At 53.9% G+C, this 25,127-nt stretch carries 15 protein-coding genes; 10 read left to right on the forward strand and 5 right to left on the reverse strand.

What is annotated here, in order from left to right:
* The first annotated feature begins 563 nt into the window (after positions 1 to 563).
* From AC23NW_RS13345 to AC23NW_RS13355, 3 genes are all read left to right on the forward strand, one after another.
* Positions 564 to 2,780, forward strand: a complete 2,217-nt coding sequence (locus AC23NW_RS13345) for a hypothetical protein (protein WP_487450101.1) — start codon at positions 564 to 566, stop codon at positions 2,778 to 2,780.
* Positions 2,781 to 2,786: 6 nt separating this feature from the next.
* The gene (locus AC23NW_RS13350; protein WP_487450102.1) at positions 2,787 to 5,222 is read left to right on the forward strand and encodes an alpha-glucuronidase family glycosyl hydrolase; all 2,436 of its coding nucleotides are present in this window, start codon (positions 2,787 to 2,789) and stop codon (positions 5,220 to 5,222) included.
* 107 nt (positions 5,223 to 5,329) lie between these two features.
* On the forward strand, positions 5,330 to 6,280 hold the full coding sequence (locus AC23NW_RS13355; protein ID WP_487450104.1) for a metallophosphoesterase family protein: 951 nt from the start codon (positions 5,330 to 5,332) through the stop codon (positions 6,278 to 6,280).
* Positions 6,281 to 6,345: 65 nt separating this feature from the next.
* Here the strand turns inward: AC23NW_RS13355 and AC23NW_RS13360 are convergent, their stop codons facing one another.
* The 5 genes from AC23NW_RS13360 to AC23NW_RS13380 all read right to left on the reverse strand — a co-directional run bounded on the left by AC23NW_RS13360 (position 6,346) and on the right by AC23NW_RS13380 (position 13,731).
* On the reverse strand, positions 6,346 to 7,503 hold the full coding sequence (locus AC23NW_RS13360) for an acyltransferase family protein (RefSeq protein ID WP_487450106.1): 1,158 nt from the start codon (positions 7,501 to 7,503) through the stop codon (positions 6,346 to 6,348).
* A 13-nt stretch (positions 7,504 to 7,516) separates the two neighbouring features.
* Entirely contained in the window at positions 7,517 to 9,178 is a 1,662-nt protein-coding gene (gene pafA / locus AC23NW_RS13365; RefSeq protein WP_487450108.1) for an alkaline phosphatase PafA, read from the reverse strand.
* Between the two features lie 120 nt (positions 9,179 to 9,298).
* Positions 9,299 to 10,618: a purple acid phosphatase family protein gene (locus AC23NW_RS13370; RefSeq protein ID WP_293835013.1), complete on the reverse strand. Its 1,320-nt coding sequence runs from the start codon at positions 10,616 to 10,618 to the stop codon at positions 9,299 to 9,301.
* A gap of 90 nt (positions 10,619 to 10,708) precedes the next feature.
* Positions 10,709 to 12,856, reverse strand: coding sequence for a hypothetical protein (locus AC23NW_RS13375; RefSeq protein ID WP_487450110.1), 2,148 nt, complete (start codon positions 12,854 to 12,856; stop codon positions 10,709 to 10,711).
* A gap of 50 nt (positions 12,857 to 12,906) precedes the next feature.
* Entirely contained in the window at positions 12,907 to 13,731 is an 825-nt protein-coding gene (locus AC23NW_RS13380; RefSeq protein ID WP_487450111.1) for an HpcH/HpaI aldolase family protein, read from the reverse strand.
* A gap of 453 nt (positions 13,732 to 14,184) precedes the next feature.
* On the opposite strand from AC23NW_RS13380, the gene AC23NW_RS13385 reads away from it, so the two are divergent.
* The 7 genes from AC23NW_RS13385 to AC23NW_RS13415 all read left to right on the forward strand — a co-directional run bounded on the left by AC23NW_RS13385 (position 14,185) and on the right by AC23NW_RS13415 (position 25,004).
* Entirely contained in the window at positions 14,185 to 15,762 is a 1,578-nt protein-coding gene (locus tag AC23NW_RS13385; RefSeq protein ID WP_487450113.1) for a sodium:solute symporter family protein, read from the forward strand.
* Between the two features lie 142 nt (positions 15,763 to 15,904).
* Entirely contained in the window at positions 15,905 to 16,594 is a 690-nt protein-coding gene (locus AC23NW_RS13390; protein WP_293834994.1) for an orotidine 5'-phosphate decarboxylase / HUMPS family protein, read from the forward strand.
* Between the two features lie 129 nt (positions 16,595 to 16,723).
* Positions 16,724 to 17,749, forward strand: coding sequence for a zinc-binding dehydrogenase (locus tag AC23NW_RS13395; RefSeq protein WP_487450114.1), 1,026 nt, complete (start codon positions 16,724 to 16,726; stop codon positions 17,747 to 17,749).
* 126 nt (positions 17,750 to 17,875) lie between these two features.
* The gene (locus tag AC23NW_RS13400) at positions 17,876 to 18,679 is read left to right on the forward strand and encodes an SDR family oxidoreductase (RefSeq protein ID WP_487450115.1); all 804 of its coding nucleotides are present in this window, start codon (positions 17,876 to 17,878) and stop codon (positions 18,677 to 18,679) included.
* A 241-nt stretch (positions 18,680 to 18,920) separates the two neighbouring features.
* Positions 18,921 to 19,808: a sugar phosphate isomerase/epimerase family protein gene (locus tag AC23NW_RS13405; protein ID WP_487450117.1), complete on the forward strand. Its 888-nt coding sequence runs from the start codon at positions 18,921 to 18,923 to the stop codon at positions 19,806 to 19,808.
* A gap of 500 nt (positions 19,809 to 20,308) precedes the next feature.
* On the forward strand, positions 20,309 to 23,485 hold the full coding sequence (locus tag AC23NW_RS13410; RefSeq protein WP_487450118.1) for a SusC/RagA family TonB-linked outer membrane protein: 3,177 nt from the start codon (positions 20,309 to 20,311) through the stop codon (positions 23,483 to 23,485).
* A 28-nt stretch (positions 23,486 to 23,513) separates the two neighbouring features.
* Positions 23,514 to 25,004, forward strand: a complete 1,491-nt coding sequence (locus AC23NW_RS13415; protein ID WP_487450120.1) for a RagB/SusD family nutrient uptake outer membrane protein — start codon at positions 23,514 to 23,516, stop codon at positions 25,002 to 25,004.
* The last annotated feature ends 123 nt before the right edge of the window (positions 25,005 to 25,127 follow it).

Below are 25,127 nucleotides of genomic sequence, written 5' to 3' on the forward strand. Positions count from 1 at the left end.
TCGGCAGAAAATACGTTTACAATTACAATCCATTGTCCCATAGGGACATAACAGCGTAGCGTCGGTAGATGTTGGCGTCGGTCGCATCCGATCACCATAAGCATCCATTGTCCCATAGGGACATAACAGCGCAGCGTCGGTAGATGTCGGTAGATGTTGGTAAAAAGCGATTGACACCCATCCATTCTGCCCTGTAGGGGCAGCACAAGCCGACGCCTGTTTCGTACCTACGGCACGATGAATATTATGGATCCGTTGTTTTGTGACATCGCTATCGACATCTACCGACATCTACCAACGCTGCGCTGTTGTGTCCCTACGGGACAATGGATGATTGCTGTGATCGGATGCGACCGACGCCGACAGCTACCGACGCTGCGCTGTTGTGTCCCTACGGGACAATGGATGATGCCGTGATCGGATGCGACCGACGCCGACAGCTACCGACGCTCCGCTGTTGCGCTCCTACGGAGCAATTGATACGGGGCATTTGGGGTGCGACCGACGCTGCGCTGTTTTGTCCCTGCGGGACAATGGATGGCGATTACCTTTTCTCAGGTTTTATGAAACAATTTCTTTACCTCCTCCTGCTGATTGCCGCTCTGCCCCTGGCCGCGCAGCAACCGGTCTATCAGGATGTGCCGTACTGGCAGGACATCAGCGTGAAGCACTACCTGCCCGATACGACGAACCGCCTTATGGCCGTTTTGCGTGACCGGAACGGTGTCATCCAGATATTGTCGGAAAAGGGGCTGATGCGACCACAGGGCGGTCAGTTCCAGTACCCCGGCACACTCCGGCCGGACCTGGGCTACATCCCGATGCGCGACCGGCATGTATCGGCAATGACCCTGCACCAGCATCAGTTTGTGTATCTGGATGATCAGGCGGTACTGAGCAATGCCTGGGCTGGTAAACTGTACCTGACCCATGGCCTGCCCAAAGCACACCTGTTCGCCGGCGGACAGGCAGGGACATGGCTGGTCTCCGACGGCAAAACCATCAATCTGCTGAGCGAAGGGCAGACAGCCTGGTCAGGCAGCTTGCCGGATGATGACCTGAAAGCCATCCGGTATGATGCGGTGCGTAACCGGTTCTGGCTGCTCGGTACACAGACACTGAGCTACTTGGGGCTGAGCGATAATCAGTTGAAAACCGTACTCCGGATGCCTGCGCTGACGTGCTTCGATCTCGCGGATAACACCCTATACCTCGGCACCCGCAGCGGTTACCTGACCGTTGATGCCGTTCAGGGAAAACAAACCGGTACGCTCAATGCCAGCCTCCCCTGCCCCGAACTTACGGCCATTGCGGTTGTCCACGGCAATCTCTGGTTCGGGTCGCCGATGGGCGCGTTTATGCGCCGGTCCGACGGTAAATTCAACTATTATTTCGGGGAACGCTGGCTACCGGGCAATCAGGTCGTACATCTTGCTGCGGGAGAAGGCCGGAATATGCTGGTTCTGACAACAAAAGGGCTGGGCGAAATACAGTTCAAGGCCATGACGCTACAGGATAAGGCGATGGTCTACGAACAGCAGGTCCGCCAGCGGCATCTCCGCTACGGGTTTAACTGCGATGTGGTTACGCTGAAACACGGTGACCTGTCGACGGCCGAAATGGGTCAGCGCGACAGCGACAACCTCTGGACATCCATGTATCTGGTCAGTCAGTTGTACCGCTACAAAGTCACAGGCGACACGGAGGCGCTGCAAAACTGCATGGAATCCTTCGACGCCATGGAACGGCTCTTTACCATCACCGGCATGCCCGGCTACTTTGCCCGCGGGTTTGAGCGGAAAGGCTACCACAAATTCAAGGCGCAGGCGTGGGACGGCGGGCTCACCAACGGCTGGACAATGGCCAAAGACCCCGAATGGAACTGGCGCGGTACAACCAGCAGCGACCAGACCGTCGGACAGTTTTTTGCCCTCACGCAGCTGGCCGAAAATCTGACCGGCGACGTGCGGCAACGGGCCATTACCCTGATCGACAAGCTGATGACCAACATCATCAACAATGACTGGTACCTGCTCGATTTTGACGGCAAACCTACGCTCTGGGGCAAGTGGAACCCGGTTTATGTCAACAGCTTTGCCCTCAACATCGGTGACCGGAAGATTATGTCGTCGAACCTGATTGCATTTTTACAGGCGGCTTATCATTTCACGAAAAAGCCGGTGTATAAGGATAAAGCGCTGGAAATGATGACCCGATACGGCTACCTCGACAACCTGATGCGGCCGATGAAAACCATCGGGCAGGCCCCCGCCAATGCCGGTGAGCTGGCCAAATCACTGTCTGAGGACTGGAACCATTCCGACGACGAAATGTATTTTCTGGCCTATAACAGCCTCTACCAGTATGCCTTCGATACCCGCCTGAAAGCTAAATTTCTGGAAGCAATCAAGGATCACTGGGACATTGAACGCCCCGAGCGCGACGGCCTCTGGAACCTGTGCTACGCCGCAACCGGTGCCAAAGCCTTCGACCTGCCCGAGACGGTGTGGTATCTGAAGGAGTTCCCGCTGGATATGGTCGAATGGCAGGTTAAAAACAGCCACCGCAAAGACCTCACGTTTGTGCCGGACAATTTCCGGGGACAGACCACCACCGAAGTCCTCCCCCCCGACGAACGGCCTGAACTGAAACACAACCGCAACCAATTCAAACTCGACCGGAACGAAAACGGGGTGAGTGAGCTGAGCGCGGGCGACTCGTTTCTGCTGCCTTACTGGATGGGGCGGTTTCTGGGTGTCATAAGCGGACCGAAAAAATAGCAGCTCATGCAAACCGGAACCCGTTTACGAACGCTTTGCACTATCCTGTGCCTCCTGATACTGAATCAGATAACAGCTAGAGGCCAGACACTGGACCTGAGTCAGGCGAGGATTGTCTCTCTGGTGCCGGATAAGACCGAATTGCGCCGTAGTCTGGACGTGTTGCAGGAAGAAATCGAAAAACGAAGTAGCATCCGGTTGCCGGTTACAAACCGGTATACCCCTGACCAGCAGCCCGTAATCGGCTTAGTCCTCACGGCTACGCTGGCTCAACTCCCGCAGGCAGTTCAGGCCGCAGTCCGGAAACTGCCTGCGATCCGATCCGAAGGCTTCCGGCTCATCAGTCTTCCTGACCGCAAACTGGTGCTGGTTGTCGGGCATGACGCGCGCGGGTTACTGTATGGCATCGGCCGGCTACTCCGCAAACTGGACATGCGACCCGGCCGGATTCAGCTGACCGCCCCCCTTGCGCTGGCCAGCTCACCGCGTTACCCGATTCGCGGTCATCAGCTGGGCTATCGCCCCAAAACCAATGCCTATGACGCCTTTTCGGTCGCCCGGTTCGATCAATATATCCGCGACATGGCCCTTTTCGGCGCCAACAGCGTTGAGATCGTTCCGCCGCGTACCGACGATGATGCCAGCAGTGTACACATGCAGCTGCCGGCCATCCGGATGATCGGCGAACAATCCCGGATTTGTCAGGAATACGGTCTCGACGTCTGGATGTGGTATCCCAATATGGGCCTGAACTATACCCATCCCGATTCGGTCCGGCGCGAACTGGCCGAGCGTGAAGCCGTGTTTGCGGCCGTTCCAAAGCTCGATGCCCTGTTCGTCCCCGGCGGCGATCCCGGCGATCTGGAACCCGATGTCTTGTTCCGCTGGCTGAGTCAGGTAGCGGCGGTATTGCATAAACACCATCCAAAGGCTAAAATCTGGGTTTCCCCGCAGGTTTTTAAACCCCGCCAGTCGTGGTTCGATGCCTTTTACAGTCACATCAACAAAGGTTATCCGTGGCTGGGTGGCGTGGTGTTCGGTCCCTGGGTGAAAACGCCCGTTGAAACGATCCGAAAGCAACTTAAGCCCGGCATCCCGATCCGGCATTATCCCGACATTACCCACAGCCTCAGCAGTCAGTATCCCGTACCGGACTGGGACCTTGCCTATGCCATGACTTTGGGCCGCGAATGCGTCAACCCGCGGCCCACCGACCAGAAGCTGATTCACAATGCGTTTGACCAGTTTGGGGCGGGCAGCATCAGCTACTCCGAAGGGACCAACGACGATGTCAACAAGTTTGTCTGGAGTGATCAGGACTGGAATCCGGAAACGCCCGTGATTGAAACCCTGCGCGATTATGCCCGGCTGTTCATCGGCCCCGACTATACCGAAGGCGTTGCGCAGGGCCTGCTGGCGCTCGAACGCAACTGGCAGGGTCCGCTGGCGGTCAATCCGCACGTCGAACGCACGCTGATGCAGTGGCAGACCCTTGAAAAAGGGGCACCGGCATCGGCCGCACAGAACTTCCGGTTTCAGATGCCGCTGCTGCGCGCTTACTATGACGCCTATGTCCGGCGGCGGCTGATCCGGGAAACGGAGGCGGAAGCCAGTGCGTACCGGCAGCTGGAAGCCGCTGCCGGAGGTCATTCGCAGGAAGCGATCCGGGTGGTCCGGCAGCTACTGCTGGCCCCGCGACAGGAGCCCGTCAGCCCTGACCTGCGTACCCGCTGCGTTGCGCTGGCCGACTCGCTGTTCAGCAGTATCGGGGCCCAGCTGACCATGAAAAAGCACTATGCGTCTGACGGGCGTGGCAACTTTCTGGACAACATTGATATACCACTGAACGATGCTCCCTGGCTGCTTGATCAGCTGGCACGCATCGAAAAACTACCTACGGAGAACGAGCGATTGACAGCGATTCAGGGCGTTTTGCACCGGACCGATCCGGGACCGAGCGGCTTTTACGATCATTTCGGATCGGTTGAAAGCCGGAAGCGGGTGGTATCGGCGAAACGGTGGGCCGACGATCCGGGCGGCCTGATCACACCTTCCCTTGGGTTTGGCGTAGGGTTGCACGGCGACGAATGGGTCCACGAAATCAGGGCTACGGGTTTTGAAGGACAGGCCACGCCGATGGCCTGGATGAGTCAGGTGAATACGCTGTACGATCAGCCGCTACAGATCGACTACACTGATCTGGACCCAGCCGCTACCTACCGCCTTCGGGTGGCCTATACCGGTGCCTTCCGTTCCCGAATGAAGCTCATGGCCGACAACCGGCTCATTCACGATTTTATCCAGACCGGCGACCAGCCCATCTACGAGTTCCGGTTGCCCAAACCGATTCATGCTGACGGCAAAATCCGGTTTACCTGGACGTGTGGTGAGGGCGAACGCGGGGCACAGGTGACTGAACTCTGGCTTATCCGTGAACAATGAGGCAGTTTTTCTTTTACCACATAGCCACATAAGAATCATAAGAGAACTGTATTTCTTTAATCCCTATATCGCCATGTGGTAAATCACTCATAGCTAACTCGTTAACAATGAAAAAATTCATTTACATTCTGACTCTCAGCATCGCTCCGTTTGTAGCCACGGCGCAGAAAAACGTCAGTACGGTCAGGATCGGCATCTGCGCGGATGTGCACCTGCCAACGATGCACGATGCCGAGTACCGTATCACAACATTTATCGACAGCATGAAGGTGGCCAAACCCGATTTCCTGCTCGACCTGGGCGATTTCGCTACACCGGCTCCGAAATATGCGCCCTACTTTGCGATCTGGAATAGTTATCCCGGCCCGAAGTACCACGTTATCGGCAACCACGAGATGGATGGCGGTTATAGCCTGCAACAGGCCCAGGCCTACCGCAATATGCCGTCGTCGTACTACTCGTTCCGGCGCAACGGCTTTCATTTTATCGTGCTCGACGGCAATGATAAAAAATCGCCCGAACTCAAAGGCTATCAGGAACATATCGGCACGCCGCAACTCGACTGGCTGAAAGCGGAACTGGCCAACACCGTTGACCCTATCGTTATTTTCTCGCATCAGGGACTGGGCAAAGATGGTGTCGACAATGCCGCCGACATCCGGGCAATGCTGGAGGCGCACAATAAACAGGCGAAACGGGCGAAAATACTGGTCAATTTCTACGGCCATATCCACTACGACCGCGCCGACAACATCAACGGTATCTGGTATGTCTGCATTAACTCGATGTCGTATAAATGGATGGGCGAAGAATACGGCCACATCCGCTATAGTCCCGAAGTCGACAAGGAATACAAATGGATTAAGTACACCGCGCCGTATAAGGAGCCGCTGTTTACCGTGGTCGAGATCTCAACAGCAGGGACGATCCACATTGCCGGGAAAAAGACCGAATGGGTTGGCCCCTCGCCCTGGGAGCTGCGTTATCCGGAAACCGACAAGGCGTATATCAAACCCGAAATCACCGAACGGACGCTGCGGTTTAAGCGGATCAAGTAACAAAAAGGGGTGGCACGAATTGGAATCGTGCCGCCCCTTTCAACAAAATCGTGATTCTTAAATCCCTACACCCGCAGGAATACCTTTTTCTTAAACATAAAATACAGAAAAGCCCATTTAACGGCCAGAAACGCCAGTACACCGGCCACCGCCTTCACCGGTTCGTTGCTGATAAAGCCGAGGATGCCATCAAAAAGCGCCCGGGTAGTGTAGCCAAAATCAATGAAGCTCTCCGACATGTAGATCATGATTGAGTTCATGCCAATGACGGTAAAGAAAAACGTCCAGCCCGTAACCCCTTTTACATCAATGATCCAGTAGAAAATAGCCAGCAGCAGCAGGCTCAGGCCACCGGTAACGAGCATAAATGAGCTGGTCCAGAGGTTTTTGTTGATCGGGAAGAACACGCCCCAGATCATTCCGATGAGGAGACAGATAAAGCCGGCAAAAATCAGTTGTACGGTCTTTTGCTGCTGACTCAGCGTCCGGCCGTCGGTGCGCAGCAGGTTACCGGCAAAAATACCCAGCAAGGCATTGCAGATGGCCGGCATGGTTGACATTAAGCCCTCGGGGTCGTGCACATCCTTGTAGAGGTGACCCGGCACCAGCAGCCGGTCCACGTAACCGGCAAAGCTACACTCCATCGTTAATACGCCCGCCCCGCAACCTGGCACCGGCACAAAGGTCATCAGCAGCCAGTAGCCCACCAACAGGCCGCCAAACCAGCCATACTGCGCCTTCTGGCCTGAATAAATGTAAATCAGCTGGGCAAACATACCCGCCAGACCAATCCGGCCTAGTACGCTCGGGAAACGGGTGTCGGCCAGTGATTTGGCCAGGATGCCGTTGTTGTAAATAATGCCTAACAACACCAGCAGCAGGCCCCGTGTAATAACCTTGCGCGCCAGTTCCCCCCTGGACGCGCCCTTTTCCAGGCGGCTACCGATTGAAAAAGGCGTCGATACCCCGGCCATGAAGATGAACAGCGGGAAGATCAGGTCGTAGGGCGCAAAACCGTTCCAGTCGGGATGATGAAACTGTTCGGCCAGAAAAATAGCCCATGCCGCGCCGGTTGTTTTCGCCAGCACATGGAAAATTTCCTCCCCGCCCATGATCCAGAACATGTCGAATCCGCGCAGGGTGTCCAGTGATAAAAGCCGTTTGACCGGCGCCGGCTGGGCCACCGATGCTTCCGGGGCCTGTACGGTAGTTGTTTCGTGCATATGTAGGTTAAGTTTACTTTTTCAAGGCTTCTTCGACCGCATTGCCCACATTACCGCTTGGCGGTAAGAGGTGCAGCAGGGCCGCAATCGTCGGCGCAATATCCGAAATGGTGGTCCGGCGCAGGGTTTCTCCTTTATTTACCCCCCAACCGTACAGCAGAAACGGCACCTGCGTATCGTAGTTATACGGTGATCCGTGGTTGGTACCGGTAGCACCGCCCGGGAACCAGCCCGGCTGAGTCACCAGCTGAAGATCGCCGCTGCGCTTCGGGTTCAGGTTGTTTTTGTACAGTGACTGCAAATAATCCGGCAAAGTCGACGTGGCCATGCTCCGCAGGTTGATTACATCGGCAATACCCGGCAACGGCAGCAGTGCTTCACGAACAACGGCATGTACGGCATCTACCGATACATTCTTTGCCCGAAGGGCTTTCTGATCTAAATATATCTGAAAGTTTTCACTTGCCAGCAGAAAATCGTTTGGTCCGAATGCATCCGTCATGGCTTTTTTCACGGCGGCCGCAATCTGCCGTTCGTTGAGCAGACCGGCGGGTAGTTTATGCTGCTGCCAGAAACCCGGCACGTCCATTACCCCGTGATCGGCGGTCAGGAAAACGGTGTAGTTCCCCTTGCCCACCCAGCCGTCGAGGAAAGTCAGCATATCGGCAAATTCGAGGTCGAGGCGCAGGTAAATGTCTTCCTGCTCCACTGAATTCGGCCCGAAGGCGTGGCCGATGCGGTCAGGCGTTGAAAAGCTGACGGCCAGAAAATCGGTGAACGCGCCCCGCCCCATGTTCTCACCCTTGATGGCCGCAATGGCCATATCCTTGGTCATGGTGTTTCCCCAGGGCGTCGACAGCACCGTACCGTATGCATCTCCCGCGATCCCGGCCAGTTCGTACGGGAACACGGGTTTGGTCGCGCCGGGCAGTTTGCTTTCGTACGGCTCGTCGTCGGGTGTACTCTCGGTATACTGGTCGATGGGCAGCATGGTCTGCCAGCCGCGTTTGGCATAGGTCGACGGCAGTTTCTGTGCGTTCAGGTCCTTGGCCCACTGCGGCAGGTCGTTCATGTAAAACGTACTCGTTACCCAGTTGCCGGTTTTTGAATCAAACCAGTAAGCTCCGTTGGCGGTATGCCCGGCCGGCAGGATTGACCCGCGATCTTTGATGGCAACGCCGATTGTCTTCGACCGGAAGCTGTTTGCAATCTGCAACTGGTCGGTAATGGTGCTGGTCAGCAGGTTTTTGGGCGACATTTTACCTACGCCGCCGTTGGTACTGCCCACTGTTTTAACGGTACTGTCTTCCACGCAGTAAACGCCTTTCCGCGCAATCGGGTCGTACCACTCGTTGCCGACAATGCCGTTAATGGCCGGAATGGAGCCGGTGTACACCGCCGCATGCCCGGCGGCAGTCACCGTCAGCGCATAGGGATAGTGGTTGTTGCGGCAGTTGAACCCTTCGTTCAGCATCCGCTTGAAACCGCCGACGCTGTATTTGTCGTAAAACCGGTAAAAATAGTCGTATCGCATCTGATCGACGACAATCCCAACGACCAGTTTAGGCCGCTGTAGCGTAGCATTAACCCCGTTTGCCCGTTTCGGCAACGGCTGCGCCAGCAACAGGGTACTACTTTGAACAAGAAAACAGATTGCGTATATAAACCGCTGCATATTAATGTGTTGATCAAAAAAGAGTATTTATTCACCACATAACCTCATAGTACACACGGCACCAAAACTATGTATACTTATGTGACTATGTGGTAAACAAAGTAAATACAACCGGAAAAATTACTTCTTCCGGGCTTTGTATTCCTTAAACCGGCGGTTGTATTCCTCCATCTGCTGCTCGTTAAACCGCTTTTTGTATTCGGCGGGGAGCTCAAGGCGTTCGGGGGCCAGTGCCGGTGCCTGATCGACCAGTGTATTCTGCCCTTTGGCGTTTTTGGTCAGGTCAAATGAATCGTACAGCTGACCGGTAACCGTATACGAACGATACGCCAGCTTACCGGCATCGACCGAAATAATCTGGTACAGCTGCGTGTTCGAGGCCGCGCGGTCCATCCAGTTCTGCAAGCCAATATCGTACATTTTCGGCCCGCTGACCGAAACCACATAAATCGGTCCGTCAGGGCGTTTGCGGCTCGTACCCAGCGGCATGTTCAGCCCGCGTCCATAAGTATGGTCGTGCCCCTGCAACACCAGATCAACATTGTATTTCTTGTAGATCGGCTCCATCCGTGCCCGCCACTCATCGTTGTCCCGTCCGCTTTTCGTCGAATAAATCGGGTGGTGATGCACCACAATCGTCCAGCGGTTCGGGTTGTTGGTCAGGACGTTGGTTACCCATTTTGCCTGTTCATCCAGCACGGTGGAGTCGAGCAACGCCCCCTGCGAATCGAGCGAAATAAAGCGCGTACCCTGATAATCGAAGAAATAGGCCGTTTCTTTCAGGCGTTCGGGACCGTTCTCGGGCAACACAAACGAAGGCCGCCAGTGGTACGATACCCGTCGTTTGCCGTCGGGTGCCTGGAAATACTCGTGGTTGCCGGGTGTTGCCAGGGTCGGTACCATGCCGTTAATCCAGCCGCCTGCCTCAAACCACTCCCCCCACTGCCAGTCAGCGTTGGAGGTCGTAATCAGGTCACCCGCATGGATCATGAGGTTGGCTTTGGGCAAGGTCGAGTAGGCCCCGCGGATGGCCCGTGACCACAGCGACCGGATATCGTTCTGGGCATCGCCGAAGTAGTAAAATGAAAAGGGTGCCTGACCGTCGGCCGCCGTCGTAAACGGGAACCATTCGCTCCAGGTTGTGCCGTCGCCGACGCGATAACTATACTGTGTCAGCGGTTTCAGATTCCGGAAATGGACGGAATGATAAAGCACCGTTTTTCCGTCGATTTTCACCCGTTCGGTTGTGCCGGGCACGAGCGTGGCACTATTCACAAAATCCGGCGACGGATCGGCTTCGGCAATGGCCCCGACCGCTTTGGTCACGGTAGAGTCGGTACGCCAGTTGACCGACTGCGAGGTGGCCGGATTGTCCTGCCAGCCCAGAATCAGCCGGTCGGGATAGGCCGTTGGCACATACGGTTTGTGGGTCTGCGCCATCAGGCCGGCCGGAATGAGAAAAGCAGCAATTAGTTGAGCAAAGACGGTTTTAACGGTCATAACTATGTACATTGGGTCTGCGCCGGTCCGCTATTTGTGCGGAGCATTCTTCAGATTTGGTTTTGCCCGCCAGCTGGCCTCCGGCCCGAAGCGGGTGTGATAGTGTTTGGTATCTAATTGTTCGTAAGGCGGATACCGGTAAATAATCCGGTTGGTGACCAGAAATAAGGTGCCTGCCACCGCCGCAATACCCACAATTATCTTCCAGTTTATACGATATAAAGCCTCAATACGGCTCCCCGTACTGATTACTAAATTGTTATCGTTTTGCCGCGGTGCCAGCAACACCAGAACCGTCGCGAGGGCAGCATTCACAAAAATGACCCATTCGGTCAGCAGGCGGCTGGGGTGCCAGCCTACGAGCGCCCGTTCAAAATCGCCGATAACCATAACCCAGAGCAAGATCAGGAAAACGAGCTGACCCCTGCCCAGCCAGGTCGGCGGAATCAGGGCGACCGGTTCCTGCCTGTGCCGCCGGACAACCAGTACAAACACAACTGCCAGGATAATCCAGCTTACATTATACCAGGTTTCGGGCGTGAATGATAACCCCGTAATGCCCGGCAAACGCCCGATATAGGGCATATCCCAATGCGCCGGCACAGTTTCGGTGGCTCCGTCTGCCAGGGTAATTGTTTCGGTCCAGGCACCGGATTTCAGCTGTTCGCCCCACTCCTTTACGTTTTTGACCACATTCAGGTAGGGCACGGTGAACAACACAAAAAAAGCAGCGACCGCCAATGTCCATTTCCGGCTAATGTTCCCTGTTTCCTCATCCGTTTGGCGGACCGGCAGCTTAACCGCCAGTACCCCAAGCGCAATGGCAATGCCAAGGCCGTTGACAAACCCATAGGTCTGCTCCAGAAAACTGTGCCAGTTCTGATCCTGCCAATGTGCCCAGACGGCTATCGACTCCTGATAGGCCTTACTGCCGGGAACCAAGCCCCTGGCGGTCAGAATCCGTGGGTTTCCCGGAGCCATCACCAGTTGTTTGATCCACTGCACGCCCGAAAAACCAAGTCCGCCGATGGTGCCGCTCAACAGCGCCGCCTTGATGACTGCCGTATGCTGATGCCGGTACATCCAGAACATCAGGCCGCCGAACACACCCGTGATACCGGCCCAGTCGTCGCCGCGCGGCGGGGTCATCCGCAGCCCGCCGATCTCGGTAAAAAAGATACTCCCCAATACCGGAAACAGCAGAAAGCTGAGCAGCCAGCCTGAAGCCATGCATACAATCAGGGAGGCCCCGTTCCGGAAGCGGCCGAAGCAGGCGAAATAGGCTGTGATGCCCAGGACCATGCCGACAAACCAGCCGACGTGCTGCGGATAGTCGCCAAACCATTGCGGCCAGTTATTCAGGAAATTATCGGCCGTGAACTTCAGGCCGCCGGTTTCCGGATCAATATAGGCCGGATCACCTAACAAATAGCTCAGCGACGACGTCAGGGCGTCGGTAAGACCTGCCTGGTGCAACAGCAACTGACACCCATAACCAACCACGGCTCCTGCGGCCATCATCACCGGCAGATACCCGATATTTCGCTCCCTGCGCTCCCACAAATCATAGATACCGGCCCCCAGCAAGGCAAAAAACGCCGCCAGGTAATCAGCATCGAACCAGTACAGCGGACTTTTGTGCCGCCCCCAGGTATGGTCGAACGATATATGCTCCTGCATGGCCGCCGCAACCGGATCTTCAATCCGGTCCTGCAAAAACCAGGCGGCAAACACAAACAAGACCGGCGTAAAGAGACGGGTCAGGTCATCGCGGGACATGGCTGCCGGCATAGCCGTTCCGGCACCGCCCAGGGCCGCCCACAAAAAACCGATATAGAACAAGGCAATGTACCCGTACCACTGCGATGCCAGGTGGCCGCTTTCGGTAAAGGAGATGACCTGCATATACGAAACCGAACCGCCGAACCCCCAGCCAATGGCCCCGAAAAAGCCGAAATAGAGCATCCGTTCGCGCCAGTCGGGGCGGCCGGATGCCAGGCAAACGGTCAATGCCGCCAGGCAACCGGCAAACATGGCCCCGTATTCATGCCCGAAATCCCCGCGAATGCCCCAGCCAACGGACAACGACAGGGCTGTCAGCACTATGGTCGTCCATCGCCAGGCAGGATGCCGTGACCTGACCGGCGATACACGGGTAGTAAGCTCCGAAACATTCATTACCTAAACGTTATAGAAAAGAGGAAGAAAACTGCATGCCGGCTTACCCGTCAGACCACGGGGAACGACGTAGTATCAGCAACGACCGATTCCCCCTGCGAGGCCCGCAGGATGTGCATATCGTCGCGTAACCGCTGCCCGAATAAGGCAATATCCGAACTGTGCACGACAAGGTTTACTCCCTCCTGCATCCATCTGATCTGCCGTTCGGGAGCGAGCGAAAAGTGTATACCTACAGCCAGTCCGTGTTTACGGGAGGTCCGGATAATGTACCGGACTGCCTCTTCAAACACCGGATGATCATACTGTTCCGGCAACCCGAGGCTAATCGACAAATCGTGCGGCCCGATAAACACGCCGTCAAGCCCCTCAACACTCAGCAGGTCATCGAGCCGTTCGATGGCCGGGACACTTTCGATATTGGCAATGCACAGCTGATCCGCATTGTAGCCCGAAATATAGGTTGCCAGTTCGTCGGGCATTGGTTCGTGTCCGTACAGGTATTTTGTGAGCAGTTCGCCTTTGAGCGGCCGGTACTTGGTCGCTCCCACCAGCTCTTTTACCTGGTCAACCGTTTCGAGGTATGGGGCAACCACTCCGACGGCTCCCCCATCAATAGCCTGACATGCGAGAAACGGGTCCGGCTTCGGAATCCGGACGATGGGTGTAATGTCCATCGCTTTGAATGCCTGACACAATTGGGTTAACTCCACACGGCCCAGCGGGATATGTTCGGTGTCAAGGAAGACAAAATCAAGCCCTGCACGCCGTGCTACAGCCGGCCACATCGGTGCCGGTGACGTAATGCAGGTTCCATACACCGGTTTCCCCGATTTTATCTTTTCCAGTAACGACATGTTCTGGTCATTTTTCATGCGTACACCTCATTTAACGTGGTTGAGTATCAGCCTGCCGCGATCGGACTGCCGTTTTGGTTTCGCTAATAGTACGGTATGCTGTCAGCGAAAGGCTACTTCTAAAAGTGAATTATCGGTGGATTTTAATAGTCTGAAAAAAGATTTGCGGCGTATATCGTAATACCACGAAGACATTTCCGGTTCGAACCACGAAGGCGGGAAGATGCGAAGGAGCACGAAGTTTTCTGTTTTAAACCACGAAGGCGGGAAGAGACGAAGGAGCACTAAGTTTTTTTGTTTCTAACCACAAAGACGGGAAGGGCCGAAGGAGCACGAAGACTGTTAGTTGACCCTGTACTAAAAATCTTTGTGCTGCTCTGGTTCTTATTGCCTTTGTGGTAAACCATTAGTTAACTCAGACCGGTTGCCGGCCTTTTAGGAACATAACATACACAATAACCCCCTATACCCTTGAAAACCCTTCCGATCATAGACCTGCTGGTCATTCTTGCCTACCTGGTCGCCATGGTTGCCGTCGGTGCGTATTTTTCCCGTAAAAACAAAAATGCCGATCAGTTTACGACGGCGTCGGGCAAGATTCCGGGCTGGGCCATCGGCTTATCGATTTACGCTACCTTTCTGAGCAGCAACACTTTTCTGGGCGTACCGGGCAAGGCATTCGGCGGTAACTGGAATTCATTTGTGTTTAGTTTGTCGATGCCGCTGGCGGCCTGGGTAGCCACGCGCTATTTCATTCCGTTCTACCGCAACACCGGCGAGGTCTCAGCCTATACCCACCTCGAACACCGCTTCGGAGCGTGGGCCCGGACGTATGCCGTGGTTTGTTTCCTGCTCACGCAGCTGGCCCGGATGGGATCGATTTTTTTCGGCATTGCGCTGAGTTTACAGGCCCTGACAGGCTACCCGATGGCTACGATCATGGTCGTTGTCGGGCTTTGCATTATCCTCTACACGGTGATGGGCGGCATGGAAGCGGTCATCTGGACGGAAGTGGTTCAGGGGGTTATTAAAACCGGCGGGGCCTTGCTTATTCTGTGGCTGGTCGTGGACGGGCTGGACGGCGGGGCCGGTAAAATCATCGAAATCGGTAAGGCAGAAGACAAATTCAGCCTCGGCAGCTTCTCGCCGGATTTTACGCAGGCTACATTCTGGGTCGTGCTGCTCTACGGGTTCTTCATGAACCTCAACAACTTCGGGATGGACCAGAATTACATCCAGCGTTACCATACCACCTCGTCAATAAAGGAGGCGGCAAGTTCGGTCTGGCTGTGTGTGTACCTCTATATTCCGGCCTCGCTGATGTTTTTCGTGATCGGTTCGGCGCTATATGCCTACTACCAAAGCAATCCGGAGTTGATGGATGCGGTCCGGATGCAGGTGGCCGGTGAAAAACTGCCGAACGGCACCCCGGACGCCATCCGGCAACTGGCCGCCACCCTCAAACCAGCTGATTTCGGCGACAAGGTTATGCCGCATTTTATGGTCACAAAAGTACCGGCGGGCATGGTCGGTCTGATTGTTGCCGCTATCATGTCGGCCGCGATGAGTACCATCAGCTCGGGCATGAATGCGTCAGCGACGGTCTTCTCACTCGACATTTACCAGCGGTACATTGATCCGGATATGTCGGAGAAAAAATCGCTCCGGCTGCTCTACATTGCCACCACCGGTTTCGGGCTGCTGGGTATGGTTACCGGCATCGCCATGATTGGGGTAAAAAGCGTGCTGGATGTCTGGTGGATGCTGTCGGGCATTTTTGCGGGCGGCATGCTTGGTCTGTTCCTGTTGGGGATGATCTCAAAAAACACCCGTAACACCGAAGCGCTGACCGCCACTCTCATCGGGATTCTGGTCATTGTCTGGATGACGTTTTCGACGCAGTTGCCCGACGAGTATGCGGCCCTGCGGAACCCCCTTCACCAGAACATGATCATGGTGGTGGGTACGCTGACGATCTTCCTGACGGGGCTTCTGCTGACCAGACTAAAGGCTAAATCAACCGCCCGTCCCGTCGGGGAAGTGCACTGACCCCACCCTAACCCTCCCCTGAATTCAGGGGAGGGAACTTTCTCTAACGGGGACGTTCGCCTAAACCCTGAAGGTTCCCCGATGCCTCAAAATGCATCAGGGACACTCAATCACACAATCACTCAATCACTCATTAAATTACATGCGTCCGATTGTACAGATATCGCTTGATTTAACCAACATTGATGAAGCCCTGGAAACAGCGGCGATGGCCCTGCGGGCCGGTGTCGACTGGCTTGAGGCCGGTACCCCGCTCATTCTGGCAGAAGGCCTGCATGGTGTCCGGAAACTGCGGGAAGCCTTTCCGGGTATTCCGATTGTTGCCGACCTGAAAACCATGGACGGCGGCTACCTTGAGGCCGAAATGATGGCCAAAGCCGGCGCTACCCACGTGGTCGTTATGGCCCGCGCCCACGCCGAAACGATTAAGTGTGTCGTTCAGGCCGGCCGCGATTTCGGCGTCAAGGTCATGGGCGATAACATGGTATGCCCCGACATGGTAGCCGGCGCTAAGTGGCTCGAAGACCTCGGGTGTGACTACATCGTGCACCACATCGGCTACGACGAACGCCGCGGCATTGCCGCGCAGGGCCTCCGGATGCCAAGTCCGATGGACCAGCTCCGGGAGGTGGTCGAAGCGGTCAGTATTCCGGTACAGGCCGTCGGTGGTCTGTCGCTCGAACAGGCGATCCGTTGTCCTGAATACGGTGCCCCGCTCGTGGTACTGGGTGCCCCGCTGACCATCGATGCCGACGCATTCAAAACGGCCGACGGCGACCTCGAACACTCCCTCCGGATGATCTGCGACGCCGTTCATGCATACGGGGATTAAAGAGCGAAAGTGATAAAGAGCGAAAGAGCGATCATGCTACCACTCTTTCGCTCTTTGCCGCACAGCGGTCAATCTTTCATTCTTTCGCTCTTTACCGCATAGCGGTCAATCTTTCACTCTTTAACATATATGCTTGCAGTAGTTAATTATGCGCCGGAGCGCGGCAGCGTCGAGCTCCGGGATATTCCGAAACCAACCATCGGCGACGATGACGTGTTATTACAGGTTGCTAACGTAGGCGTCTGTGGCAGTGACCTGCACCAATGGACGGCCGACCACAGCTGGCCGGTTAACTATCCGGTCGTGCTGGGCCATGAGTTCGGCGGCCACATTGTCGAAGTCGGCAGCCGGGTCACGGGCTGGCGGGAAGGCGACCGTGTCGTCAGCGAGACTGCCGCGATTGTCGACCTCAACAACCCCATGACCCGCCAGGGCATGTACAACCTTGACCCTACCCGCAAAGGCTTCGGTTACGGCGTGAACGGAGCGATGACTGAATTTGTCCGCGTACCGGCCCGCTGCCTGCATGCGGTTCCGGCTCAGCTTCCGTTTGAAGAAGCCTGCCTGACGGAGCCGTGCTGCGTGGCCTATAATGCTGTGGTTGGTAACAGCCGCATCCGGCCGGGCGACCGCGTAATCGTACTCGGTCCAGGCACAATCGGTATCCTTTGTGCGGCTGTGGCGCGGCTTTGCGGGGCTGAAGTAGCCATCGTCGGACTCGAAAACGACCGGCAGCGGCTGGCCATCGCCGAAAAACACTATGGGTGTACCGGCATCATCGGCGACGCAACCGCCTGGGCGCTGGAACGCGACGGCCTTGGGGCTGACTGCATCATCGACGCTGCCGGTGCCAGTGCTACCCTGCGCATCGCGATGCAGCTGGTCCGTCCAAACGGCAACATTACCAAAGTCGGCTGGGGCCCGCAACCACTGAATTTTTCGCTCGACCCGCTGGTACAGAAAAACGTAACCCTGCAAGGCAGTTTCAGCCACAACTGGCCGATCTGGGAGCGGGTCATCGCTTTGCTGGCGAGCGGTCAGCTCAATGTCAAACCCATTATTGGCGGTGTCTGGTCAACGGCCGACTGGCACGAAGCCTTTGACAAAATGCACCACGGCGACGTCGTTAAAAGCGTTCTCCGGCCGGGAGTTTAACGTTTGTTCTGTGTTACTGATGGTTCTGAGTTGCTGATGGTTTTAGGTTACTGAAAGCCTTTCAACCATCAGCAACAAAATAGAATCACCGGTGATAAAAGTCTCTCCGCTAATAAATTAAGCGTTATGCGTTTAGCCAATAAAGTCATTATCATAACCGGCAGCTGCACGGGGATCGGCAAGGCCATTGCGCGCCGGTGCGTAGCCGAAGGGGCGCGCGTGGTCATTCACGGACTCGACCAGCAGGAGGCCGGCGAAGCACTCGTTGCGGAACTGGGGGCCGGCAATGCGGTGCTGCATCTGGAAGACATTACGGCTGACGGTGCCCCGCTGCGGCTGGTACAACGCGCTCTTGATGCGTTCGGTCAGCTCGACGGCATCGTGAACAATGCAGCCATGATCGCCACCAGCAACATTCATACAACCTCACTGGCCTTCTTCCGGACTGTGCTGGAGGTTAATACGCTGGCGCCGTTTGCCTTAATCCAGGCCGCGCTACCCCATCTGACCCGCACGCAGGGAGCCATACTCAATATCGGCTCGGCCAATGCCTGGTGCGGCGAACCCGACCTGGTGCCCTACAGTGCCTCGAAGGGTGCGCTGATGACCCTGACCCGCAATCTGGGCGACACACTTCACCGCGAAAATCGCGTGCGCGTGAATCAGGTGAATCCGGGCTGGGTATTAACTGAGAAAGAACTGGCTCAGAAACGTGATCAGGGACTGGCCGACGGCTGGCACCGGGAACTGCCCCGCACGCTGGCACCCGCCGGCCGGATTCTGAAGCCCGAAGAAATTGCCGCTGCCGCCATTTACTGGCTCGCCGACGAAAGCGGGCCCATCAGTGGGCAGGTAGTTGACCTGGAGCAATATCCGCTCATCGGCCGGAACCCTCCTAAAGACGCCGACGCACTGCCGGAACTCAGCTAACTTGTTTTTACTGTTGCTGGTGGTTGCTGATCGTTCAGTGTTCTATCTCAATGGACATAGTGGTGGCACGACTCTAACAGCAACAACCAGAACAACTCAGCAACAACCAGAACAACCCAGTAACCACCAGAACAACCCAGTAACCACCAGAACCGCCCAGCAACCATCAGAACCACCCAGCAACCATCAGAACAACTCAAAACTATCAGAACAACCCAGCATCCAGTAACACAAAAAAATAATGCCTAAACTAGCCGCCTTCCCGAAAGCCTTTATGCACGCCTTGTGCAAAGACGGGACCATGACCGTTTCCGAATGGATTGAACTTGCCGTACAACTGGATATCGACGGACTTGAGTGGTATGCCGGCTTCCTCGAAATGGCCGACGAAGCCAACTGGCCTAAATTCCGGCAACAGGTCGAAGCACACGGCAAGGTGATTCCGATGCTCTGCTGCTCACCCGACTTCACGCACCCCGACCCGGATTTCCGGGCTAATGAGATTGCTAAACAAAAGCGCTGGATCGACATGACACAGGTGCTTGGCGGGTCGTACTGCCGCGTTTTGTCGGGGCAGCGGCGGCCGGAACTATCCATCGAAGAAGGAATCCGGCTGGCAGCCGAATGCATCGAAGCCTGTCTGCCTTACGCACAGGAGCGCGGCATTACGCTGATCATCGAAAACCATTACAAAGACGACTTCTGGGAGTATCCGGAATTTGCGCAGAAAATGGATGTGTTCTGCCAGCTCGTCGACCGGATTCACCACCCGAACTTCGGCGTAAACTATGACCCGAGCAATACCTTTCTGGCGGGCGAAGAGCCCCTCGAACTGCTCAAACGGGTGTCAGACCGTGTGGTGACCATGCATGCCAGTGACCGCTATCTGCTCGAAGGCACCATCGAAGACCTGCGGCGGGAAGAAGGCGGGGTAGCGGGGTATGCCAAACGCCTCAGCCACGGCGAAATCGGCAAGGGCCTGAATGACTATGACGCAATCTTTACCGAGCTTAAACGCGTAGGCTTCGACAGCTGGATCAGCATCGAAGACGGCGTTGACGGCATGGATCAGCTGGCAAGAAGTGTCGCTTTTCTCCGAAAAAAAATGGATCAGTACTGGTCTTCATAAAAAGAGGCGGCTGTTAACAGCCGCCTCTTTTTATGAAGACTTACCCGTTTTACAGATTCGTTATAAATCAGGGCATGACACGTATGCTCCTCATCTTTCGTTGCACCATTCAGGCCATCCTTCTTAATGCGTAATTAATCTGCTACTGGTTATCTCCCCCATTTTGGGTGATTCTCCGAACAGCCTTTTTGTATTAAAACAATATTGAAGGGGCATACACCGTAAATTTGATATTTATTGAATGGTATCTAAATATACTTAAACGGGATACTAATATATTGTTCGCTTTTGCCTATCTAATACTTACCATATATTATTTTGACCTCCTCACAATATCAATACCTAAATCTGGCATATAGCCCAGAATCGCCAAATAAGCCGAAAAAAGTATACTCTAATTTTTTTCTAATGTATTTATTGGGTAGAATGGTAAATTTTTAAGAACTTCGTATGTTAAAAATTGTTTAATCAAACTTTATCGATTAACTAAAAGCAAACTTATGTCTAAGTTTTTACGAAGTTTTATCGTACTGTTTGCACTTCTCTGGACAAGCAATCTGGTGCTTGCTCAGTCAGTTGTCAAAGGGACTATCACCTCAAAAGAGGATGGGACTACGTTGCCAGGCGTCAGCCTCCTGGTAAAAGGGACTACCGTAGGTACTGTTACAGACAAGGATGGTAAATTTTCCATCTCAGTAAACAGCAATTCAGCTGTGCTTGTGATCAGCTCAATTGGTTTTGTGAAAACCGAAGTTCCGGTTAACGGCAAATCGCAGCTTAACATTACGCTGGAATCTGATTCCCAGCTACTGAACGAAGTCGTTATTGTCGGGTATGGTACGACGAATAAAGCCACTCACGTTGGTTCATCGGCACAAATCTCTTCATTAGATATTTCAAAAAGAGCACAGGCGAACCCGCTTAACGCGCTGGTAGGTGCTGCTCCTGGTATCCAGACAACCAATGCCGGTGGTGCTCCGGGCTCAGCTCCGGCTATCCGTATCCGTGGCTTTGGCTCCCTGTCTGCCTCTAACTCAGCACTGTACGTAGTTGACGGCGTACCTTTCGACGCGTCTACAGTAAGCCTTAACCCTGATGATATCGAAAACATTTCAGTACTGAAGGATGCATCAACAACAGCGATCTACGGTTCACGTGGTGCCAACGGTGTTATCCTGATTACGACGAAAAAAGGGAAAGAAGGCCGCAGCAACTTCACCGTTAACGCTTCTGCCGGTGCTATCTCACGTGGTTTGCCGGAATACGAAACGGTTAGCGCACAGCAATATTATCCGCTGATGTGGGAAGCTTACCGGAATAACCTGGTATATGGCGCATCAAAAATTCCGCTTGCTGATGCAGGTGGTATCGCTTCAGGGCTGACAACTACTTACGGTGGCAGAACCTATAACGGTATTGCTGACCTGCTACTTTACAATCCGTTCAATGTTGCTAAAAATCAGATTGTTGACGCAAACGGTGTACTGAACCCGAATGCTCAGCTGCTGTACGCAGATGACCTGAACTGGGCAAAAGCCATTCAGCGTGGTGGCCAGAACCGTCAGAACTATTCAATCAACTATGATGGTGGTACAGCGAAAACGGCCCACTTTGCGTCTTTCGGTTATACGAAAGAGCAAGGTTACCTGTTAAAATCAGATCTGGAGCGTTTCACCGGCCGTGTCAGCGTTGATCAGCAAGCCACAAAATGGCTGAAAACAGGATTTAACCTGAACGGTAGCTATAGCCGCTCTAACCTTGATGCCGGTTCTGACGGGGGTACCTCATTCATTAACCCGTTTTATTACTCGCGGTACATAGGTCCGATTTATCCGGTTTATAAGCACGATCCGGCTACCGGTGCGTTTGTACTGGATGCGAATGGCAATAAAATCTATGACCAGGGTGATTCACGTCCGTATTCAAGCGGCCGTCATGCTGTGTGGGAAAATGAGCTGAACGAGCGGAAGCAAATCCGTGGTACAATTGGTGCCCGTACGTATGCTACGGTAAACATTCTGCCAAGCCTGAAGGCGACTACAAACCTGAGCTTTGACTTACAGGACACTCACTACCGCACTTACGATAACCCGACAATTGGTGACGGTGCACCGGCCGGACGTGCTTATCACTACCTGTACCGCACAACCAGTTCGACCTTCAACCAGTTGCTGGAGTACGACAAAACCATCAATAAACACCACTTTAATGTACTGGGTGGCCACGAAAACTACTACTATTCGTATAACTATGAAGTAGGTGCCCGTTCAGGACTTATCGTTGATGGAATCACTGAACTACCAAATTTTGCAACAGTACTGAACGTATCGTCTTACGAAGATAATCACCGCATTGAAAGCTTCTTCAGCCGTGCAAGCTACGACTTTGACAAGAAGTATATTATCAATGCATCCATCCGCCGCGACGGTAACTCCCGTTTCGCACCAAGTGTGCGTTGGGCAAACTTCTGGTCACTTGGTGGTGCGTATAACATTGAGCGCGAAGAGTTCTTCAATGTACCGGCTATTGACCTCCTGAAAGTACGTGCGTCCTACGGTGTCGTTGGTAATGATGCAGGTTTAGGATACTATCCCTATCAGGCACTTTATACCCTGGGACGTAACAATAATGCAGAGCCAGGCTTTACGCAGGCAACGATTGCTAACGAAGCACTTACATGGGAAACGGCGAAGAACTTTGACATCGGGGTTGATTTCAGCCTCTACAAAGGACGGATCAACGGTAGCCTCGAGTACTTCAACCGTGCTACCTCAGGGTTGATCTTCAGTGTACCGCTGGCATTGGCTAACGGGGGTACCACAAGCGGTGGTTTCTCAGTGAACAAAAACATTGGTAACCTCTACAACCGTGGTATCGAACTACAAATCACCGGTGACATTGTTAAGCGTGGCGACTTCACCTACTCGGCAACCCTGAACTGGACAACATTTAAGAACCAGATCACTAAAATGCCCGATACCCAGCAGTTGATTCAGTCGGGAACCAAAGCGTATAGTGTTGGACACTCGATTTATGATTTCTACCTGCGCGAGTTCTACGGTGTTGATGCCGAAACAGGAACATCCCTCTACCGTACCAACGCGATGACAACTAATGCCCGCGTGATTGGCACGGATACAGTGACAACCGTTCTGGCTGAAGCAAACTACCGCTATACAGGGCAGTCGTCGATTCCTAAATTCTACGGCTCAATGAACCACAATCTGTCGTACAAAAACTTCACGCTTGGTATTCAGTTTACCTACCAGGTTGGCGGCAAGATCTATGACAGCGCCTATGGTTCGCTGATGCACGGTGGTACTTATGGTACAGCCATGCACGTAGATGCGCTGAACCGCTGGCAGAAACCAGGTGATGTCGCCTCTGTTCCGCGTCTTGACGCCGGTAATGTGGCGAACCTGGCAGGTGGCAGCACACGCTGGCTGACGGATGCTTCATACTTCCAGTTCACAAACGTTAACTTATCATACCGCATGCCGGCTTCTGTTTTAGGTGCTATCGGCGCTAAAGAAGCAAGTGTATATGTTACAGGTGACAACCTGGCGCTGTTCTCTGCCCGTCGCGGTATGAACGTAACCGGTTCATTCAACGGTACAGTAGATAATACCTACAACTTCAACCGTGTACTGTCAATCGGTGCCAGATTACGTTTCTAATTCGATTCATTTCATACAGACTATTCAAATGAAAAGTATCATAAAGAAAGGGATGGTTGGCTTACTGGCCGTAATGTCCCTGACCGCTTGCGAAAAAGACTATCTGGAAACCAAGCCGACCGATCAGGTAGCAACCGCTGATGCGTTCAGCTCAACTAAAGGTGCGTGGGCAGCATTGAACGGTATTCACCGGATTATGTATTCGCAGATCTTTGGAACACAAGTACAAGGTGGCCAATCCGGGAATATGCTGTATATGGACATTATGGGTGAAGATCTTGTGTTCCCTAACGTGTCAAACGCAGGTTTACGTAACGACTACCAGTGGATTGCACACCGCGACCCAAACAGCGCAAGTGTTTATTACAACTATACGTTTTACTATGTCATTATTGGTAATGCAAACATGATCATTGCCAATATCGATAAAGCAACCGGATTAGAGGCAGATAAAAAAGCGATCAAAGCTGAAGCGTTGACGTACCGTGGCTGGGCTTATTTCCAGATGGTTCAGTTGTACGGAGAGCGCTTTGCAGCTGGTGCGGCTAATAGCGGCTTGTCAGTTCCGCTTATTCTGGAACCGACAACGAATCCGAAAGCACGTAATACTGTTGCTGAAGTGTATACACAGATTAATAAAGATTTAACAGACGCGATTTCGCTCTTTACCGGGTATTCACGTCTGGACAAATCACACTTTGATATCAGTGTGGCGAAAGGCATCAAGGCTCGTGTGGCCCTTACGCAGCAGGATTATGTAACTGCGGCTACACTGGCGAAAGAAGCACGTACAAACTATATGTTGATGACCAACGACGATTATCTCGGCGGTTTTAACAATTATACGAATAAAGAATGGATGTGGGCCTCACGCATTGTTGCCGACCAGACCAACTATTTCTATTCGTTTTTTGCATACATGTCGAACAACTATAGCTCAACTGCGATCCGTTCGACGCCAAAAGTGATGTATTCTGTGTTGTACAACCAGATCACAGCAACGGACGTACGGAAAAAACTGTGGGATCCGACCGGTAAAAACACGGTTGACTTTCCACTGCCGGCGTCTACGTTCCAGCGGTATCCGTACCATCCGAAGAAATTCCGGGTGGCCGATGTGAACTTGTCTATCGGTGACGTACCATACATGCGTGCGGCGGAAATGTATCTGATCGAAGCCGAAGCACTGGCACGTTCGGGCAACAATGCCGGTGCGCAGGACGCCCTGTATACGCTGGCCGTTAACCGCGATCCGCAGTACAAAAAGTCAGCTAATACAGGCCAGGCACTGATCGACGAGATCATGATCCAGCGCCGTTTTGAGCTTTGGGGTGAAGGCTTCCGTTTTTATGACCTGAAGCGGACCAACAGCGCCCTGAACCGGAACGGCGGTAACCACAGCGCAACCTTTACCAACGGTGTACTGGACGTGCCTGCCGGTGATAAGCGTTGGCAGTTCCTGCTTCCGAACGACGAGATCCGGAATACAAACGGTCTGGTAACCCAGAACCCGCAGTAAGCTGCCGGATTATCAAATAGTTAAAAGGGACCTCTTCCGGGGTCCCTTTTTTATTACCCTATTTAGATAACCAAACGCTTAAACTCAATCTTTTATAAATGAACCTACATATATAAAAGTAAG

It is taken from the genome of Arsenicibacter sp. R0_47 (genome assembly GCF_057652235.1).